The sequence below is a fragment of the Colwellia sp. MB02u-6 genome (assembly GCF_014077095.1).
GTDB lineage: Bacteria > Pseudomonadota > Gammaproteobacteria > Enterobacterales > Alteromonadaceae > Cognaticolwellia.
Window position 1 is genome coordinate 25,475 of sequence record NZ_JACGVG010000016.1, and the last position, 20,166, is coordinate 45,640.

The 20,166-nt window shown below is 39.0% G+C and carries 15 protein-coding genes; 9 read left to right on the forward strand and 6 right to left on the reverse strand.

The features are described from left to right. Positions 1 to 71: 71 nt before the first annotated feature. Positions 72 to 2,303 (reverse strand): NADP-dependent isocitrate dehydrogenase, encoded by a 2,232-nt coding sequence (locus H4J46_RS00980; RefSeq protein WP_182231726.1) that lies wholly within the window; start codon positions 2,301 to 2,303, stop codon positions 72 to 74. A 180-nt stretch (positions 2,304 to 2,483) separates the two neighbouring features. Here H4J46_RS00980 and H4J46_RS00985 point away from each other — a divergent pair, with 180 nt between their 5' ends. The 6 genes from H4J46_RS00985 (at position 2,484) to H4J46_RS01010 (ending at position 8,094) form a co-directional block, all read left to right on the forward strand. Then, positions 2,484 to 3,095, forward strand: a complete 612-nt coding sequence (locus H4J46_RS00985; RefSeq protein ID WP_182231741.1) for a pseudouridine synthase — start codon at positions 2,484 to 2,486, stop codon at positions 3,093 to 3,095. After that, the gene (locus tag H4J46_RS00990; protein WP_182231727.1) at positions 3,088 to 3,582 is read left to right on the forward strand and encodes an NUDIX hydrolase; all 495 of its coding nucleotides are present in this window, start codon (positions 3,088 to 3,090) and stop codon (positions 3,580 to 3,582) included. Before H4J46_RS00985 ends, H4J46_RS00990 begins: the two co-directional genes overlap by 8 nt. Before the next feature lie 64 nt (positions 3,583 to 3,646). Then, a complete protein-coding gene (gene mnmA / locus H4J46_RS00995) occupies positions 3,647 to 4,798 on the forward strand; it encodes a tRNA 2-thiouridine(34) synthase MnmA (protein WP_182231728.1) in 1,152 nt (383 codons plus the stop codon). 12 nt (positions 4,799 to 4,810) lie between these two features. Then, complete coding sequence (gene hflD / locus H4J46_RS01000) at positions 4,811 to 5,434, forward strand: high frequency lysogenization protein HflD (RefSeq protein WP_182231729.1); 624 nt, start codon at positions 4,811 to 4,813, stop codon at positions 5,432 to 5,434. A 21-nt stretch (positions 5,435 to 5,455) separates the two neighbouring features. After that, on the forward strand, positions 5,456 to 6,826 hold the full coding sequence (gene purB, locus H4J46_RS01005; protein WP_182198656.1) for an adenylosuccinate lyase: 1,371 nt from the start codon (positions 5,456 to 5,458) through the stop codon (positions 6,824 to 6,826). 113 nt (positions 6,827 to 6,939) lie between these two features. After that, positions 6,940 to 8,094 carry a cupin domain-containing protein gene (locus tag H4J46_RS01010; RefSeq protein WP_182231730.1) on the forward strand — a complete coding sequence of 385 codons (1,155 nt, stop codon included), beginning with the start codon at positions 6,940 to 6,942 and terminating at the stop codon, positions 8,092 to 8,094. A gap of 253 nt (positions 8,095 to 8,347) precedes the next feature. On the opposite strand, the gene H4J46_RS01015 is transcribed toward H4J46_RS01010, so the two are convergent. Beyond that, entirely contained in the window at positions 8,348 to 8,749 is a 402-nt protein-coding gene (locus H4J46_RS01015; protein WP_182231731.1) for a DUF4826 family protein, read from the reverse strand. 194 nt (positions 8,750 to 8,943) lie between these two features. On the opposite strand from H4J46_RS01015, the gene H4J46_RS01020 reads away from it, so the two are divergent. After that, entirely contained in the window at positions 8,944 to 9,987 is a 1,044-nt protein-coding gene (locus H4J46_RS01020) for an amino acid dehydrogenase (RefSeq protein WP_182231732.1), read from the forward strand. 184 nt (positions 9,988 to 10,171) lie between these two features. On the opposite strand, the gene H4J46_RS01025 is transcribed toward H4J46_RS01020, so the two are convergent. Next, positions 10,172 to 13,246, reverse strand: a complete 3,075-nt coding sequence (locus tag H4J46_RS01025; RefSeq protein WP_182231733.1) for an FAD-binding and (Fe-S)-binding domain-containing protein — start codon at positions 13,244 to 13,246, stop codon at positions 10,172 to 10,174. 208 nt (positions 13,247 to 13,454) lie between these two features. Beyond that, positions 13,455 to 15,836 carry a phosphoenolpyruvate synthase gene (ppsA, locus tag H4J46_RS01030; RefSeq protein ID WP_182231734.1) on the reverse strand — a complete coding sequence of 794 codons (2,382 nt, stop codon included), beginning with the start codon at positions 15,834 to 15,836 and terminating at the stop codon, positions 13,455 to 13,457. A 249-nt stretch (positions 15,837 to 16,085) separates the two neighbouring features. Between ppsA and H4J46_RS01035 the strand changes: the two genes are divergently transcribed. Both H4J46_RS01035 and H4J46_RS01040 read left to right on the forward strand, forming a co-directional pair. Further along, the gene (locus tag H4J46_RS01035; RefSeq protein WP_182231735.1) at positions 16,086 to 16,895 is read left to right on the forward strand and encodes a pyruvate, water dikinase regulatory protein; all 810 of its coding nucleotides are present in this window, start codon (positions 16,086 to 16,088) and stop codon (positions 16,893 to 16,895) included. Between the two features lie 128 nt (positions 16,896 to 17,023). Beyond that, a complete protein-coding gene (locus tag H4J46_RS01040) occupies positions 17,024 to 18,076 on the forward strand; it encodes a 3-deoxy-7-phosphoheptulonate synthase (RefSeq protein ID WP_182231736.1) in 1,053 nt (350 codons plus the stop codon). Between the two features lie 258 nt (positions 18,077 to 18,334). Here the strand turns inward: H4J46_RS01040 and H4J46_RS01045 are convergent, their stop codons facing one another. Further along, a complete protein-coding gene (locus tag H4J46_RS01045; RefSeq protein ID WP_182231737.1) occupies positions 18,335 to 19,912 on the reverse strand; it encodes a cytochrome-c peroxidase in 1,578 nt (525 codons plus the stop codon). A gap of 96 nt (positions 19,913 to 20,008) precedes the next feature. Then, entirely contained in the window at positions 20,009 to 20,137 is a 129-nt protein-coding gene (locus H4J46_RS16990) for a hypothetical protein (RefSeq protein ID WP_259365628.1), read from the reverse strand. Positions 20,138 to 20,166: the final 29 nt, after the last annotated feature.

The window sequence follows — 20,166 nt, forward strand, 5'->3', positions numbered from 1 at the left end:
TAATGGTTAAAATTTTGGCAAAAAAAAACTAGGCAAGCGCCTAGTTTTCAAAGTTTACTGATAAATTACGCTTAGAGTAAATTCGATAAAATTGTATTCAATGTCGCACTTGGACGCATGGCTTTTTCGGCTAATGCTGTATCAGCAAAGTAATAACCATTAATATTCATACTAGGTCCTTGAGCAGTATTAAGTTCTGCAACAATTTTGGCTTCTTGTTTAGTCAGTGCTTGAGCAACAGCAACAAAGCTTGATTTCAAGCTTTCATCGCTTGTTTGTTCTGCTAGTGCTTGTGCCCAATACATCGCTAAATAGAAATGAGAACCGCGGTTATCTAGTTCCTTAACACGACGTGAAGGTGATTTGTTTTCTTGCAAAAATTTAGCCGTTGCTATATCTAAAGTATCTGCTAACACTTTTGCTTTAGTATTGCCCGTTTTGATGCTTAAGTGCTCTAAAGAAGCCGCTAATGCTAAAAACTCACCTAATGAGTCCCAACGTAAGTGATTTTCTTTTTCAAACTGTTGCACGTGCTTAGGCGCTGAACCGCCAGCGCCTGTTTCGAATAAACCACCACCATTCATTAATGGCACAATAGAGAGCATTTTTGCACTAGTGCCAAGCTCTAAAATAGGGAATAAGTCAGTTAAATAATCACGTAATACATTACCCGTCACTGAGATCGTGTCTTCACCTTTAGCGACGCGCGCTAAAGTGTAGTCACAGGCTTTAACCGGTTCCATAATCTGAATATCTAAGCCCGTAGTGTCATGATCAGCAAGGTAGGTATTAACTTTTTTGATCATTTGTGCATCATGACCACGGTTTTCATCTAACCAGAATATCGCTGGAACATTTGTTGCTCTAGCACGAGTTACCGCTAACTTCACCCAATCTTGAATCGGCGCGTCTTTAGCTTGACACATTCTCCAGATATCGCCTTCGCTCACTGCATGTTCTAGTAGCGTTGTGCCATTCTCGTCAACAACACGCATACTACCTTCACCGGACATAGTAAATGTTTTATCGTGTGAGCCATATTCTTCCGCTTTCTGCGCCATTAAGCCAACATTAGGTACTGAGCCCATAGTTGTTGGGTTGAAGGCGCCATTTTCGCGACAAAAATCAATAACAGAAGAAAATACACCAGCGTAGTTACGATCGGGGATCATAAATTTGGTTTCTTTTAACGTACCATCTGGCGCCCACATCATTCCTGACGAACGTAGTGCTGCTGGCATAGAGGCATCAATAATAACATCGCTTGGTACGTGTAAATTGGTAGTGCCTTTGTCTGAATCAACCATAGCTAGTTCAGGACGAGTGGCATATACCGCCGCAATATCCGCTTCAATTTCAGCTTTCTTTTGCGCTGATAAACGGCCGATTTTCGTATACACATCGCCAATACCGTTATTGGCATCAACACCTAATTGGTTAAAAGTAGCACTGTGTTTTTCAAAAACATCTTTGTAAAACACTTTAACAGCATGACCAAACATAATCGGGTCAGACACTTTCATCATCGTGGCTTTCAAATGTAGAGAAAGTAAAACACCTTCAGACTTTGCTTTTTCAGTTTCAGTAGCAAAAAAGTCAACCAGTGCCTTTTTGCTCATCAGTGAAGCATCAATGACTTCTTTATCTAATAACGCCAAATGCTCCTTTAATAAGGTTACATCACCATTATTACTGATAAATTCAATTTTAACATTGGTTGCACCATCAATAGTTACTGATTTCTCACTACCGTAAAAATCACCTGATTGCATATGTGCTACGTGTGATTTAGTCGTAGGTGACCAAGCGCCCATTGAATGCGGATTAGTACGCGCATATTGCTTCACTGAGCTAGGCGCGCGACGATCTGAGTTGCCTTCTCGTAACACAGGGTTAACCGCTGAACCTAGCACTTTAGCGTAAGTGAATTTAATCGACTCTTCAGCTTCATTTTGCGGCTCTTCAGGATAATTAGGTAAATTATAACCTTTAGCTTGCAGTTCTTTAATCGCTGCTTGCAACTGAGGGATAGACGCAGAAATATTCGGTAACTTAATAATATTAGCTTCAGGTGTTTTGGCTAATTCGCCTAACTCAGCTAAAGCATCGTCCATCCGCTGCTCAGCAGTTAAATATTTAGGAAAGTTAGCTATAATACGACCGGCAAATGAAATATCGCGAGTTTCAACATCGATAGCAGAAGACGCAGCAAATGCTTTTACGATAGGCAAAAAAGAATGCGTGGCTAAAGCTGGTGCTTCATCGGTAATAGTATAAATAATTTTTGATGTATCTGTGGTCATTTAAAAATCCTTTGCTGATTTGCCATTTATCGATAAAATGAATGGTCATTTGCAATTGAATGGCTCTTCATTTTATCGATAAGAGATATATTTTTCGCGCGAATAGTATCGGAATTCAGAGCGCATTAAAATAGATGAATTATTACTAGTCTATATTTCACAAGGTGAAAATTAGTGACAATAAAACAAAATCAAACAGTTACAAGAAAACATAAGCAAAAAACCAAAAAGGTACGACCAGTTAATTTTAAGCCAGAAATCGTGCTTTTTAATAAACCGTTTGATGTATTATGCCAATTTACTGATGATCAGAATCGAAAAACACTAAAAGACTTCATTGACGTTAAAGATGTTTACGCGGCCGGTCGTCTTGATCGAGACAGTGAAGGACTACTTTTATTGACCAATGATGGAAAACTTCAGCATAAACTCGCTAATCCAAGCCAAAAAACAGATAAAACCTATTGGGCGCAAGTTGAAGGCGTACCAACAGAAACCGATATTTTGGCACTTCGCCAAGGCGTTGAATTAAAAGATGGCCTGACAAAGCCCGCTATAATCGAGATAATAGCCCAGCCTAACATTTGGCCGCGTGTTCCGGCCATTAGAGAACGCGCAGCGATCCCAACGACCTGGTTAGAGATAACCATACAAGAAGGAAAAAACCGTCAAGTAAGAAGAATGACGGCTCACATCGGTTTTCCAACCCTGAGGTTAATTCGCTATCGTATCGGTGAATGGACCTTAGATGGCATTAGTAATGGTCATTATAAAAGAGTAAATCATGGATAGCTTAGTATCAAACACACTCATAGCAAACTCCCACGGCAGCGAACAATTCAAACCTAACACCACGGTTGCTGTGGTAGTTGCCTGCCAAGATAAATTTCTCTTGGTTGAAGAAATAGAGCAGGGTAAAACAGTTTATAATCAACCTGCTGGGCATTTAGAAGCCGATGAAAGCTTAATGACTGCCGCCATGCGAGAGTTACAAGAGGAAACCGGATTAAGCCATTCGCCTGATCACCTTTGCGGAATTTACTATTATTATCGGCAATCGTTAAACCTGTATTATTTACGCTTTTGTTTTGTTATTGAGCTTGAATCGCTAGTATCATGCCAACCACAAGATGAAGAAATTATAGCGTGCCATTGGTTTACTTTAGCAGAAATTAAAGCAAAATCAGCGCAATTACGCAGCCCTTTAGTCCTAGAATGTATTGAAGATTACCTTAGCGGTAAAAAAATCCCCTTAAGTCACTTAAAATCTAATCTTTAATCTTTCATCACGCTAAATGACCATGCTATAATTCCGCTCCATTTTCTATTGAAATCTAGTTGTCATGACCTCAAACGAACATGTAAATGTAAATGTAAACTCAATAACGCCAAACGAAAAATTACCGCAAGATACTACAGTAATAGTAGGTATGTCGGGTGGTGTTGATTCATCGGTTTCTGCCTATTTATTAAAAGAACAGGGCTATCAAGTCGAAGGCTTGTTCATGAAAAATTGGGAAGAAGATGACGACGATGAGTATTGCGCCGCAGCAGAAGATTTAGCGGATGCACAAAGTGTTTGTCAGAAACTAGGTATTAAGCTTCATACTATCAATTTTGCGACTGAATACTGGGACAATGTTTTCAAGTATTTTTTAGCTGAATATAAAGCGGGTAGAACGCCCAATCCTGATATTATGTGTAATAAAGAAATTAAATTTAAAGCTTTTCTTGAATTTGCTTGTGAAGACCTAGGCGCTGATTACATCGCTACCGGTCATTATGTACAACGTAAATTTAATCAGGGTAAATGGCAGATGCACCGTGGTTTAGACAGTAATAAAGATCAAAGTTATTTTCTCTATACCTTGAGTCATCAGCAAGTAGGTAGAACACTTTTTCCGGTTGGTCATATTGAAAAACCACAAGTAAGAGCTATCGCTGAACAAGCAGACTTAATCACCCATAACAAAAAAGACAGTACCGGCATTTGTTTTATTGGTGAACGAAAATTTAAAGACTTTCTGGGCAAATATTTACCGGCGCAACCCGGTGTAATAGAAACACCAGAAGGAGAAGCTATTGGTGAGCATGATGGTTTAATGTATCACACCCTAGGTCAACGCAAGGGCTTACGTATTGGCGGCCTAGCAAATGCGGGTGACGCGCCATGGTATGTGGTTGACAAAGATCTTAATCGTAATGTATTGGTTGTTGGCCAAGGACATGATCACCCTCGCCTATTTTCTAAAGGCTTAGTAGCAAATCAATTACATTTAGTTGAGCGAGTTGAATTAACTGCGCCAATAAGTTGTACGGTAAAAACCCGTTACCGACAAGAAGACGTTGCTTGTAATCTTTCACCTATGGCCAATGGTGAATATTTAGTGATGTTTACTGAGCCGCAAAGTTCAGTAACACCCGGGCAATCTGTGGTGTTTTATCAAGATGATATTTGCCTAGGTGGCGCTATTATCAACTCCCTTATTCGTTAATATAAGGTATACATGAATAATTTAGAAAAACAAACTATTACCATGGCAGCAGTCTGCCAAGCCTCAGTTTTAGTGCAAAAAATAGCGCGTACTGGCACAGTAGAACAAGCTGAACTCGCTATCATGCTCAACAGTATTATGGTGACTTCACCCGAAAGCATTTTGGAGGTTTATAGTAACGATATTGCCCACTTAACATCGGGATTAAAAGCCTTAATTGAGCAGTTAGGTAATCAAACCAGCAAAAAAGATCCAGAACTAACCCGCTATGTGGTCAGCTTATTAGGTCTAGAACGACGTTTAGCCAATAAAAAAAATCAATTATCGCTACTGGGTGAACGTATTGAACAAAGCCAACGTCAGCTCGCGCATTACGAAATTACCAGTGACACGCTCATTGCTAGTTTAGCCAGTATTTATAGCGACTTACTCAGCCCAATAGGCACGCCTATTCAAGTGGCGGGTGAACCAAGTTTGCTCAAGCAACAAAGTAATCAGCATAAGATCCGCGCCTTACTTCTCGCGGGTGTTCGCTCAAGCGTGTTATGGCGTCAAGTGGGCGGCAAGCGTAGAAATATATTATTTGGGCGCACAAAACTGGTGGCGTGTGCACAACAATTACTTAAAGAACTTTAAAATTAACTTCAGGAAATTACTATGGAACTTTCAGCATTAAGTGCAATATCACCGGTTGACGGGCGTTATGGCAGTAAAGTTAAATCATTACGCCCTATTTTTAGCGAATTTGGCTTAATTAAATACCGTGTTACGGTCGAAGTACGTTGGTTACAAAAGTTAGCAGCGACCGCTGAAATTATTGAAGTTGCGCCTTTTTCTGCTCAAGCTAATACGCTATTAGATGCCATTATTACTGAGTTTTCTGAAGCCGATGCCCAAAGTATTAAAGACATTGAAGCCACTACCAACCATGATGTAAAAGCGGTTGAGTATTTCCTTAAGGAAAAAATTAGTGGTAATGCTGAATTACATGCAATAACAGAGTTTATCCATTTTGCTTGTACTTCAGAAGACATTAACAACCTTTCACATGGCTTAATGTTAACAGATTGTCGCGAACAAGTATTAATGCCCATGATTGACGATATTCTTGGTGATATAAAAGCATTAGCGGTTGAATATAAAAACATTCCCATGATGTGTCGTACCCACGGTCAACCCGCATCTCCTAGTACACTAGGTAAAGAAATGGCCAATGTTTACATGCGTTTAAAACGTCAACGTGAGCAGATTGCACAAGTTGAAATGCTAGGAAAAATTAACGGTGCTGTCGGTAACTATAATGCCCATTTATCGGCTTACCCTGAAGTTGACTGGCACAAGTTTGCTAATGAATTTGTTAACTCATTAGGTTTAAGCTTTAATGCATACACTACGCAAATTGAACCGCATGATTATATAGCAGAGTTATTTGATGCGATTGCCCGTTTTAACACCATTTTAATTGATTTTGACCGCGATGTTTGGGGCTATATTGCCATTGGTCACTTTAAACAAAAAACTATTGCCGGTGAAATTGGCTCTTCAACCATGCCACATAAAGTTAACCCGATTGATTTTGAAAATTCAGAAGGTAACTTAGGTATTGCCAACGCTTTATTTACCCATTTAGCCCAGAAGTTACCAATATCTCGCTGGCAACGTGACCTAACTGACTCTACCGTTTTACGTAACTTAGGTGTTGGTTTTGCCCATACCTTAATTGCTTATCAAGCAACACGTAAAGGTATCAGCAAACTACAAGTGAATGAAGCGAACTTATTAGCTGAACTCAACTCAAATTGGGAAGTGCTTGCCGAGCCAATTCAAACCGTTATGCGTCGTTACGGCATCGAAAAACCTTACGAAAAACTAAAAGAGTTAACCCGTGGCAAACGTGTTGACGGTGATTCTATGCGTGCGTTCATCATGACGTTAGAATTACCAGAAGCGGCAAAAGCACAACTGTGTGAAATGACACCTGCTTCTTACATTGGCCGCGCAGTAACATTTGTTGACGAACTAAACTAGTTACACCTAGCACTTAGTTTTGCTGATATAAAAAAAGGGATCCTATTGGCTCCCTTTTTGTTATTCAGTTTTTAAAAATCAGCCATTAATAGCAATGCAAATAAGGTTTCACTATGAATGTAGACTCGTTAAATTGGGGTGATTTAACTCCAGAAATATTTCTTGCACAATATTGGCAGAAAAAACCATTATTGATCAAACAAGCTTTTGCTAATTTTAAAGACCCAATAAGTGCAGACGAACTGGCGGGATTGGCCATGGAAGCTGAAATACAATCGCGTATCGTTAGCACTAACAGTAAAGGCGACTGGCAAGTTGACCATGGCCCTTTTGAAGATTTTTCTCAATATGGTGAGTCTAATTGGACACTATTAGTACAAGCAGTAAACAACTGGTCGCGGCCGACACATAATTTACTTGCGCCCTTTGCTTTTATTCCAAGCTGGCGTATAGATGACGTTATGGTCAGTTTTTCAACCCCTAATGGCGGCGTTGGTGCGCATTTAGATCAATATGACGTTTTTATTATTCAAGGCAGTGGTAAAAGGCGCTGGCAAGTCGGTGCACCCGATAGCAGCTTAGAAAGCTTATTACCTCATGCTGATCTTAAACAAGTTTCAAGCTTTGAAGCAATTATTGATGAAATAACAGAAGCAGGCGACTTGCTTTATATTCCACCAAACCACCCACACAAAGGTCTATCAATAGAGAATTCAGTTAATTTTTCTATTGGTTTTCAAGCACCATCAAGCCAAGAATTATGGTCAAGTTTTGCTGATAAACTCATTGATAACAATCTTGGTGAACAAAGGTTTAGTGATCCTGCAAGAGCCTTATGCCAATCAAACTTTACTATTACACCAGATGACAAAAAGCAATTAAAAGCCTTTATGCTACAACAGCTTGAGCAAGAAGAATTTTATGAACAGTTTATTGGCCAATACCTAACACAGGGTCATCATGCCCTAGAAATTCTAGTCCCTGTCAATGACATAGATAAAGATAAACTGCTCGATATACTATCAGAGCCAGATATTTCATTTATGCCAGTATCAGGATTAAAGGCAGCAATAATAAATGATGTGCAGCCAACACTTTTTCTCAACGGAGAAAGTTTTCCATTAGAAAAACAAACCCTGGCACTAGCGCAGCAGCTAGCACAACAAAAGCCTTTAAGCACAAGTAAAATGAAAGCGCTCAACACTTGTTTGAAAAATACTCAGCTGTTAACCGATGTTCTAAATAAGGGTTATTGGTATATAGAATAAAGCTTAAGTCATCAACGGAGAGTATAGTTTAGTCACCCGTACGTTAGTGATTCTAGTCTAGACTATATGATTTAATGACGCATTTTATTATGCGGGCGCTGAATTTAAATTCTAAGCTTATCGACTAGAAGGTAAGCTTAGAAGATAATTCCAAGCGCAGAATAATCTGCGCTTTTTATTGCAGTCTTTTTAAATCAAGTCACCTTCACCTTTGGCACTTAAAGTAGCAAACCATTGCAATGTAAGTCTATTGCTAGACCCATAACTCGTCTTTAGCATAAAGCTGATAAAGACCTTCCGCTTTATTAATTAGCAGCTTTGCATATTCGACTTGCTCCTCAACGTCATTTTTTAACAAACTATCAGCCTGTATTTGCCATTTAAAAGTAAAATGGCGTAATACGTTACGAGCCGGCTCACTTTGTTCCAAAACCAAATGGTCAGTCGGTAAATCACCACTAATCACCCATACCTTGGTTTTATCTAACAAGTTAATTTTCCATACGGCCATTAAAGGGATCAAATAACGACTTTCAGTGTCGGCAACACTCTCTGTTACTAAGCCTTTCTCGGCAAGATATTTCGTTGCTTTTAAATACTGCTCTCGAATCCAAGCTTGTTGCTGTTCTTGAGTCATTGCTAATTTTTCTGTCATATTCAGGATCTTTTTATTAATAAGTTAATAACGGGAAGTTTGTATGGATTAATTCACAGCAAAGTTCAAATTTATTTATAGCTTCACTAGCGAAGCATTTATCTAAATGGTATTGTGCGCAGCAAATTATTACAACCCTAGTTGAAGTAAAATTAATACTTGAACTATTTCTAAGATCAATGGAGATTTCAATAGTGGCCGTTTTTGATTTAGTAGATTTTGATAACCATGAACAAGTTGTTTATTGTAGTGACGAAGCATCTGGGCTAAAAGCCATTATAGCCGTTCATAGCACAGCCTTGGGGCCAGCAGCTGGCGGTTGTCGTTTTTGGGACTATGCCAGTGATGAAGCCGCACTTAAAGATGTATTACGTTTATCTAAAGGCATGACTTATAAAAATGCCATGGCTGGTTTAAAACTAGGTGGTGGCAAAGGCGTTATAATTGGTGACGCCAAAACACTAAAATCAACCGCGTTGTTTAATGCCTATGGCCAAGCAGTTAATAATTTAAATGGCCGTTACTATACCGCTGAAGATATTAATATCACCACCGCCGATATGGCGATTGTTAACCAAAGTACCGCTTTTGTTTCTGGTCTTGAAGGTAAAAGTGGTAATCCCGCGCCATTTACCGCCTTAGGTACATTTTTAGGTATCAAAGCGGCCGTTAAATTTAAGTTAGGTAAAGACGATTTAACCGGTATTAAAGTTGCCGTGCAAGGCTTAGGCAGTGTGGGTTATTCACTTTGTGAAAAATTGCATGCCGCTGGCGCTGAGTTAATTGTAACTGATATTAATCAGCTTGCACTCGATAAAGCTGTTGCAGAGCTAGATGCTACTGTTGTTGGTTTAGACGAGATTTATAGTCAAGATGTTGATGTATACTCGCCATGTGCATTAGGTGCGTCAATTAACGATGATAGTATAGCGCAATTAAAAGCTACAATAGTTGCCGGTTGTGCTAATAATCAATTAGCCGAGTCTCGCCATGATCACATGCTGACAGAAAAAGGTATTTTGTATGCCCCTGATTATGTTATCAATGCAGGTGGTATTATTAATGTTGCTTTAGAAATTTATCCAGAACCCTATTGTGCTGACAGTGCAACAAAATTAGTGGAAAATATCTACAACACCTTGATCACTGTTTTTGAAACTGCCGCGGCTAATAAGATGCCAACGGGTTTAATTGCCGATGAAATGGCACGTAATATTATAGCTAACGGATCGAAATAGTTTTAACACCAATAAGCTAGATTGCTAAACTAATAGCTTAAGTGCTTAAACTATTAGTTTTCAGTATATAATTAGCCTATACAATAAGTTATGCCATAATCGCATGAATAGAAAGCATGGCGATATATCAGTTGATTTTATCAACACTTAGCCAATCAGGTTAAGTGTTGATAATAAAGATAGGCTATAAGGCGTTTAATAAAGCCTGCACTGGATGCAAAGTTACTTTGTTATCTAAGCGCTTTATTTGACTGCGACATGAATAGCCAGTAACCAATATTTGCTCAGTCGCTAAATCGGCTACTTTATTATGCCAACTCATTTGATACAGTGCTTTTGAGTTATCTAAATTAACTTTTTCATGACCATAAGTACCTGCCATACCACAACAGCCAACTGACACACTGGATAACGACAAACCAAAATGTTGGAATATATGCTGCCACTGCCCTTCACTACCGGCTAATGCGGTTTTTTCGGTACAATGAGCAAAGAGCTTATAGTCTACAGAATTTTCGCTTTTAAACGCTTTATCAATCACCGTGCTACTTTGTGATGCAATAATCGCTATTAACCATTCATGTGCTAATTTGACCTCAAAATCGCCACGCTTATTACCTAATACCTGGTTATATTCGTCCCTAAAACATAAGGCTAGTGAGGCGTCTAAACCCACCATAGGTATGTCAAGTTGATGAATTTGATTTAAGAATTCTGCCGTTGATTTAGCTGTATTGGCAAACTTAGCTAAAAAACCTTTTACGTGTTGTGGCTTACCATTGGGCTTAAAGGGTAATAATATGGGTTCAAAACCAAGCTTTTTCACCAACAACATAAAGTCTTCAACCACTTTTGCATCATAAAACGAGGTAAATGGGTCTTGAACAATTAACAATGACTTCGCACGTTTATCAGCAGACAAGCTTTTAAGTGCTGATAAATCAAAGGTGGTAAATTTATGCTTAGTGACTCTTTGCGCTAATGTCGGCGTCGACAATAAAGGCGTGTCAACATAGCCGATAGTCACTTGCGAGAATTTATCATAAATATTAGACGCCAAAACACTATTGACTATTTTTGGTGCTTTAGCCATGACTGGCGTCATTAATTCGACATTCGCCACTAAGTGATCTTTTAACGGTCTAAAATATCGCGAGTGATACAGGTTAATAAATCGAGCCCTAAAATCAGGTACATCAACTTTAATAGGACACTGACTAGCGCAAGCTTTACACGCTAAACACCCTTGCATGGCTTCCATCACTTCATGGGAAAAATCATCGTTTTCAACACTTTTAAACTGGCTATTGAAACGATTTTTCAGCTTGTCTAATAATCTTTTTACCGACCAATTTTGTATGTTTTGCTCCAACGCTAGCACATCAACACCTTTAGATTCGACTAAGCGCAACCATTCGCGCATTAAGCCAGCTCTGCCTTTGGGCGAATGCCTGCGATCTCGTGTTACCTTGCTTGAAGGACACATCGGGCTGTCTACATCATAATTAAAGCACAAGCCATTACCATTACAGTCAAGTGCAGAACTGAAGGAGTCTTTTACCGTCACAGGTATTTGTCGGTCATAAAAACCACGCTTTGTGTCATCAACAGAAACTAGCTTTTCAGTGGAATGATAAGGCGTACAAATTTTACCCGGGTTCATTTTATTTAACGGATCAAAAGCAGCTTTAATCTTTCTTAATTCGGTAAATAAAGTTTCACCAAAAAATTCAGGGCCATATTCACTGCGATAACCTTTACCATGCTCGCCCCACATTAAGCCACCATATTTAGCGGTTAATGCCACCACCTGATCTGAAATTTCTCTCAGTAAAAGCTCTTGCTCTGGATCGCACATATCCAATGCAGGTCGAACATGTAAAACACCCGCATCAACATGACCAAACATACCATAATGCAAACCATGGCTATCGAGTAACTGTCTAAACTCAACAATATAGTCAGCTAAATTTTCTGGCGGTACGGCAGTGTCTTCAGCAAAAGCTAACGGCTTTTGACTACCTTTGGTATTACCTAATAAACCAACCGCTTTCTTACGCATGCCATATAACTTGCCAATACTGGCTAGATCTGAGGTAACTTGATAACCAATAACACCGGTTTTGTTGGCTATGTCTTTATCAAGCTCTACGCATAAGGCGCTAACTTGCTCGGCAAGGCCTTCAACACTCTCGCCGTTATATTCCACCATATTGATGCCGTCCATTACGGCGCCATCAACATCTTGCAACATATCACTAACCAGTTGCCAAACAATATCTTGTTTAGCTAAGTTCAATACTTTACTGTCAATGGTTTCAACTGACGTCGCTTTAGCTTGCACTAGTCTCGGTGAATGACGCAACGCCGAGTCAAAACTGTCATATTTAATGTTAATCAGCGTTTTAGCTTTAGCTATCGGTGTTAGATTTAGTTTTGCTTCACAAACAAAGGCTAACGAGCCTTCAGAGCCAGTAATAATACGGCTTAAATCCACTATTGATAAGTCATCATTAAAAACATGTTCTAAATCATAGCCGGTGAGGAATCGATTCAAACGAGGAAATTTTTCTAAAATTAATGCGCGATTATCCCCACAAGACTTCAGGACTTGTTGCATCAGTTTTGCTTCAGTACTATCTTGCTGTGCTAATGCCTGTGCTTGAGCAATGGTTTGGGGTTTTGTATTTAGAAATTCGCCATTCACTAATACGCTTTCAAGTGCTAAAACGTGGTTAGAGGTTTTGCCATAAACTAATGAGCCTTGACCTGAAGCATCTGTATTAATCATGCCACCAATAGTGGCTCGGCTGCTAGTAGATAAATCAGGAGAAAAGAAAAAACCATAAGGCTTAAGATAATCATTTAATTGGTCTTTAATCACCCCAGCTTCGACTCGAATCCAATTCTCTTCGATATTTATCTCTAAAATATTATTCATATATTTTGATAAATCAAGCACGATACCAGGCGTTAAACTTTGACCATTAGTACCAGTACCGCCGCCGCGAGCACTAAACTTTATCGCGTTAAATTGCTCTTCACTGCCCAGTAGCGTCACCACTTGAATGTCTTGTTTACATCGAGGATGCAGCACTAATTGTGGCAGTTGTTGATAAATACTATTGTCGGTGGCGTGCGCTAAACGTGCACTATATTGAAAGTTTATATCACCGGTAAAATGTTTAGTCGCCAAGATTTTGGCAAACTCTTGATATAAAGGAGAAACTAACTCTTGAGGACTTAAGCGAGGTAACATAGGTGAAAGTCTATTAACAATATTATGTGGTTAATATTGTATCACGGCATATTGTCAATTTGATCAGTTAACAAAAAAAGCCTAAGAACTTTTTTATCATCATCATGATAAAAAGCACCTAGGCTTGATTAAATGTTAATACAATGTAATCCTACTCTACTTAAACTTAATTTAACGTCAAGCAGCAGATTTGTACCCGTATAAATGGCTATTTATTTTTATTATGCTGTTCTGCTAAATATAACCAGGTAGGTAAAACAGTGTCAGGGTTCAGTGATAAACTTTCAATGCCTTTTTCAACTAACCATGCAGCAAAATCAGGATGATCTGACGGACCTTGACCACAAATACCGACATATTTCCCACGTGCCTTACAGGCGTTAATCGCCATTTCTAACAATATTTTAATCGCAGGATCTCTTTCATCAAACAGGTGAGCCACTAAACCAGAGTCACGGTCTAAACCTAAGGTTAATTGCGTTAAATCATTAGAGCCAATAGAAAAACCATCAAAGTAGTCTAAAAACTGATCGGCGAGTAAAGCATTAGACGGTAATTCACACATCATAATAATACGCAGTCCATTTTCACCACGTTTTAAACCATGCTCTGCTAGAATATCAATAACTGCAGCGGCTTCGCCAAGGGTGCGAATAAATGGGATCATAATCTCAACATGGGTCATGTCCATGTCGTTACGTACGCGTTTAATCGCCTCACATTCAAGCGCAAAACAATCTCTGAAATCTTTTGATATATAGCGAGAAGCGCCACGGTAACCTATCATGGGGTTTTCTTCTTCTGGCTCAAAACCTTCGCCACCAACTAAGTTTGCATATTCGTTTGATTTAAAATCGGACATACGCACAATAACTTTTTCTGGCGCATAGGCTGCAGCTAAAGTAGAAATACCTTCAGTTAGCTTGGCAATGTAAAATTCAACGGGGTTGTCATAACCAGCAATAATCTCGCGAATTTCCTCTTGAAGTTCTGCTGACTGATCATCAAAGTTCAATAGTGCTTTGGGATGAACACCAATCATTTTGTTAATGATAAATTCTAAACGCGCCAAACCAATACCGGCGTGTGGCAAACGGGCAAAGGCAAAAGCACGATCTGGGTTACCCACATTCATCATTATTTTCAATGGTAACTCTGGCATTGAATCCACTTCTGAAGTGGTAACGGTAAAGTCCAATTGACCTTGATAAATAAAGCCTGTATCACCTTCAGCACAAGAAACGGTTACTTCGTCACCTGTAGATATTTTACGGGTCGCATCACCGCAACCAACAACCGCTGGAATACCCATTTCACGGGCAATAATCGCGGCATGACAAGTTCTACCGCCACGATTAGTCACAATAGCGGAAGCACGTTTCATGATCGGCTCCCAATCTGGATCTGTCATATCGGTAACTAATACATCACCGGGTAAAATTTTATCCATTTCAGCCAATGAAGATAATACCTTAGCTTTACCACTCCCTATTTTGTGACCAATCGAGCGACCTTCACAAATAATCTTGGCGCTAGCTTGTAATTGAAATTGCTCCATCACATTAGCATTTTCACGGCTTTTAACTGTTTCTGGTCGCGCTTGTACAATGTACAACTTACCGTCTAGACCGTCTTTAGCCCATTCAATGTCCATAGCACGGCCATAATGTTCTTCAATCACTACCGCCTGCTTCGCTAATTCTTCAACTTCTTGGTCTGTAAGAGAGAAAGTATCTGATTGCGCTTGGTCAATATCAACAATTTCAACTTGTTTACCGTGTTCTGGATTATCAGCGTAAATCATTTTAATGGCTTTACTACCAATATTGCGGCGAACAACCGCAGGCTTACCTTTTGCTAAAGTTGGCTTATGAACATAAAATTCATCAGGATTAACCGCACCCTGCACCACCATTTCGCCTAAACCGTAGCTTGACGTAATGAATACTACATCTTCAAAGCCTGATTCTGTATCAATAGAGAACATGACACCACTAGAAGAAATATCGCTGCGCACCATACGTTGAATGCCGGCAGAAAGCGCAACACCACGATGGTCATAACCTTGGTGTACACGGTAAGAAATAGCACGGTCATTAAATAGTGAAGCAAATACATGTTTAATCGCGATCATTACCGCGTCTAAACCACGAACATTGAGGAAAGTTTCTTGTTGGCCGGCAAAAGAAGCGTCGGGCATGTCTTCGGCGGTTGCTGATGAACGTACGGCAAATGAAGCGTCATCGGCAAAGCCGCCGGCAAGTTTTGCATAAGCTTTTTCAATGTCTTGCTGCATATCAGGTAAAAATGGCGTCTCAATAACCCATTGACGAATTTTACCACCACACTCAGCTAAAGCATTAATATCACCAACATCTAAATCATCTAACAGCTGATAAATTTTATCGTTCAGGCCACTTTGTTCTAGAAATTCATTAAAAGCAAATGAGGTCGTTGCAAAGCCACCCGGCACTTGCACACCAACATTTGAAAGATTAGAAATCATTTCACCCAATGATGCATTTTTACCACCTACACGATCTACATCATTCATGCCTAAATTTTCATACCAAAGCACATATTCTTGCACGACAACATCTCCAACAAATTAATAAAAGTTAAGAAAGCAATTTTAAAATAGTCTAGTAACCAATAGACAGAAACAGCCTAAAAATAGCTTTCTTAACGCTTTTATCAAAGTATGTTGCATTAAATGGTTTATTTCACGCCACAGACATTTTACACTGCTAACCTTGAAACTAAAGCACTATTTGCAAGTTTTCACTTGGGACAATGGCATTATCCCCTATTCATCACAGCATAATATATAGGATTAACGATGCGAGCAGCTTTTTATATTTCTGACGGTACAGCGATCACATCTGAAGTTTTTGGTCATGCCTTATTGTCACTTTTTCCAATGGAATTTGAACACGACACCATTCCTTTTGTAGAGACTAAAGAAAAAGCACTTGAGGCTTGCAAGCGGATAAATAAAGCGGCAAAGCGAACTGGCATACCGCCACTGGTTTTTCATACCTTCGTTAATCCAGATATTCGAGCGATTATTGACGGCTGCGACGGCATTATTTATAATTTTCTTGAACACTTTATTGCGCCGCTTGAACAACAGCTTGGTCTCCAAGCTAAACCCAAAGCCCACAGAACACATAGTATTCATGAGAATAGTTATGACTATCGCATCGAGGCGGTTAACTATTCTATGGCAAATGATGACGGTTCAAACATCACTAACTATGAGCATGCTGACGTAATACTGGTTGGTGTTTCTCGCTCAGGTAAAACGCCAACAGCGCTTTACCTAGCTCTGCAATACGGTATCAAAGCAGCAAACTACCCATTTACTGACGATGATATGGACGAACTTAAAATACCCGCTTTTTTAAAAATGCACAAAAAGAAACTCTTTGGTTTAACCATAGATGCAGAACGTTTAATCGATATTCGTGATGGTAGAATGGCCAACACTAAATACTCATCAGCTCGGCAATGTCGCATGGAAGTAAGAGAAGTTGAAAAATTATATAAACAAGAGAAAATTCCTTTTTTGAATACCACTAAGCTTTCTATTGAAGAAATAACCGCAAAAATATTGTCAGAAACAGGTCTTCAGCGCTATAAATATTAGCCTAAGAGCATTTAGTTATATAATAATCTTAGAAAGCGGTTCACTTAAGCAACTATTTTCGTTATGTTAGCGCGATATTATTATTGCGCTGCATAGCTATATGCAGGCTAACAAGTATTTGATAGCCCATGACCATAAAAACTGATGAATTTAGAACCACATTAATTGACAATTTAGTTTCTCCTGCTGAACTTGCTCAGCAGATCCCACTTGACGATGAAACCGCGAATTTTATTATCAATAGCCGCAAGGATATTGAAGCCATTATTAAGGGTGATGATAAACGCTTACTGGTCATTATTGGCCCTTGTTCTATTCATGATACTGATGCCGCAATAGACTACGCTAAAAAATTAAAAGTCTTGCAAGAAAAATATGCTGATGAATTATTGATTGTCATGCGGGTGTACTTTGAAAAACCACGCACAACGGTAGGTTGGAAAGGTTTAATCAGCGATCCTGATTTAGATAAATCGTTCCAGGTCGCCAAAGGACTCAACCTAGCACGTAATTTGCTACTGCAAATTAATAAATTAGGCTTAGCTGCCGGCACTGAATTTTTAGATATGGTTACTGGCCAATATATTTCCGATTTGATCAGCTGGGGCGCTATTGGCGCACGTACCACAGAGAGCCAAGTACATAGAGAACTAGCTTCTGCGCTTTCTTGTCCCGTTGGTTTTAAAAATGGTACCGATGGCAATATTCAAATTGCAGTTGACGCCATTAAAGCGGCCAGTGTTCCACATGTACTTTATTCGCCGAATAAAAGTGGTCAAATGTGTATTTATCAAACCCATGGCAACCCTTTTGCTCACGTTATTTTACGCGGTGGTAAAACACCTAACTATCAAGAAGAGTATATCAAGGCCACATGCGAAACATTGACTAAATCAGCATTAGCAGAAAAAGTGATGATTGATTGCAGTCATGGCAATAGCTATAAAGATCATAATAAGCAAATGGATGTAGCACAGTCACTGGCTGAGCAAATACAAGATGGCAATCAGTCTATCTTTGGCATTATGATTGAAAGTTTTATTGTGGAGGGTAATCAAAAAGTGGTCGCTGACCAACCGCTTGTTTATGGACAAAGTATTACTGATGCTTGTATTGATTTAGATACTAGTGAAGAAATTCTCAGCGTTTTAGCGAATGCGATTAAAACAAGAATGTTATAGTCAGTATTTTACGAAAGTCAGTTAAGTCTTTGACTTAACTCCTTTGGCTGTTTGCTTAGCAAATGCTGCTGTGCTTTCTTATGCGTAGTCTGCCTATCCTAAACCCGAGATGGGTATTAATGATAGGCAGCTACAGAGTTTGTTACAGGGTCTTTATAAGTGATTCAAGCCATGTATTTAATTAAACAACACTTAGAGATATAAGGTAATTACATCGACAGCACATTGTTTATTAATAACTCGCCACACTTTATGCTCTTATAAATAATTACCCTGTGCATCAATAGCATTAACCCGCAATGTATCAGGATTTGAGTCAGTCGCATCAGGGATCCACTTACCCAAGCATTCTCTGTCTTCAACACAAGGATCTGTTAGTACTTCCAGAAAAGCCAACAACTCTTCGACCTGAGTATCGGTTAAACTAATATCATCAATACTAGTTATACCATTCATCCTGTTAGCCACAAGCTTATCAATCGCAAATTGAGTGTTAGTCACCATATCAATCGCTTGAATATTCGGAGCTAATTGAGAGAAATCATAATTATTCAATTCTTGTTGTGGATTTAAATGCGTGCGTATCGCTTGTTGAAGTGTTGCTGATCCTCCTGCATGTCCCCAAGGGCCTGTCGCAGTTACATTAAGTAGCGAAGGAGTTCTAAATGCATATTTATCTTTTTCATCTCGCGTTTCACGGAATCGACCAAAGTCTTCCGTGCCAAAATCACCATCACCTTTACCTCGTCCTATCTGAGCCATACCGATGACATGAAAACTCTCATCCGTGAAAAAATCGCCTGAATGACAAGAGCTACAGCTTGCACCACCAGCTTGACGATTATTAAAGAATAGCAATGCGCCACGTTTAGCGGCATCACTAATTGCAGAATCTTCACCTTGCACATATTCTTTCCAGGGTGTTTCAACAAAAATCTGCGAACTTTCATACTCACCAATCGCATCAATAATATTATCAAACGTAATTAATTCTTCTGCTGTTCCGTTAGGAGTCGAAAAGGCTTTTTTAAATTCCGCTAACCAGTAATTAACAATTAACTTTCCACCTAGAGGGTTGCCATAATCTCCTAAACGTTGTTCTAAATTTTTTCTAACTTCGTTATTATTTGTCCCATCAAAGTTGGTAAAATTTTTCATTTCTTCTTTTGATGTGACTGGAAACCTAGCTTGAGCCACAACTAAACTTAAACCCGCATTACTATCAATTTCACCAAAAGAAACATCTGGCGTGCGAATTCCTAATCCATCATTACCGCCCAATTTAGGCGTTTTCCCTAAACTTTCGACTCGACCATCATGAAATAAAAAATTATCCCATAAAGCGATATTAAAGGTTGTAGGTGCGTTTCTAGGCACCGTAGGGCCTCCATCAAAATGTTCACCATTTGTACTATGAAATCGACCAGGACCTAACAAATCATCCACTTCAGCATCAACACCGATCGGTAAAACAAGATCATCACCACCACCTAGCATAGGATGGTGACAGGTAACACAGGCAGAATCGAGATCACCACCTAAACTTTTAGTAAAAAAAAGCTTCATTCCTAACTGAGCTTTAGGTTCCTCGATACCAGGTAATGTTCTTCCTGTACTAGGATCTCCTGTCAAGTTTTGTGTAACAATGATTGTTCTAATATCGGCATCTAGAGTCGATGCAACTGGGTCAGGAGGAGCAATTAAAGTTGTCTCAGGCTCTTTATCATTACAACCAGCTAAAAGTATTGATAGTACAAGAAACAAGGAGTTCTTTTTTAGGCATGTTTTTTTTGAAAAACGATTTATTATGAAACGAAATTTCTGTGTATTATTCATATTGAGTTCTCGACTTCTATTAAATATTATTGTTTATTTATTTAATTTAAATTGTAATTAACTATGAATTAGTTGATTACAAACCTATCGACGATTTTATAAACTACCATGAGATATTGCAGGCGGTAAAATAACCTGATATACATGGATGTTGCTGTGCACACTAAATTTCCCCACCATTTGCATTGAAAAATGAGTCATATTAGTAGTCATATTAGTAGTCATATTAATACCTTTTATTTCTAGTTATTTCT

Coding starts and splice junctions, on each gene's coding strand:
- H4J46_RS00980 (WP_182231726.1), bottom strand. CDS start 2,303: ATGACCACAGATACATCAAAAATTATTTATACTATTACCGATGAAGCA.
- H4J46_RS00990 (WP_182231727.1), top strand. CDS start 3,088: ATGGATAGCTTAGTATCAAACACACTCATAGCAAACTCCCACGGCAGC.
- mnmA (WP_182231728.1), top strand. CDS start 3,647: ATGACCTCAAACGAACATGTAAATGTAAATGTAAACTCAATAACGCCA.
- hflD (WP_182231729.1), top strand. CDS start 4,811: ATGAATAATTTAGAAAAACAAACTATTACCATGGCAGCAGTCTGCCAA.
- purB (WP_182198656.1), top strand. CDS start 5,456: ATGGAACTTTCAGCATTAAGTGCAATATCACCGGTTGACGGGCGTTAT.
- H4J46_RS01010 (WP_182231730.1), top strand. CDS start 6,940: ATGAATGTAGACTCGTTAAATTGGGGTGATTTAACTCCAGAAATATTT.
- H4J46_RS01015 (WP_182231731.1), bottom strand. CDS start 8,749: ATGACAGAAAAATTAGCAATGACTCAAGAACAGCAACAAGCTTGGATT.
- H4J46_RS01025 (WP_182231733.1), bottom strand. CDS start 13,246: ATGTTACCTCGCTTAAGTCCTCAAGAGTTAGTTTCTCCTTTATATCAA.
- H4J46_RS01035 (WP_182231735.1), top strand. CDS start 16,086: ATGCGAGCAGCTTTTTATATTTCTGACGGTACAGCGATCACATCTGAA.
- H4J46_RS01040 (WP_182231736.1), top strand. CDS start 17,024: ATGACCATAAAAACTGATGAATTTAGAACCACATTAATTGACAATTTA.
- H4J46_RS01045 (WP_182231737.1), bottom strand. CDS start 19,912: ATGAATAATACACAGAAATTTCGTTTCATAATAAATCGTTTTTCAAAA.
- H4J46_RS16990 (WP_259365628.1), bottom strand. CDS start 20,137: ATGACTACTAATATGACTACTAATATGACTCATTTTTCAATGCAAATG.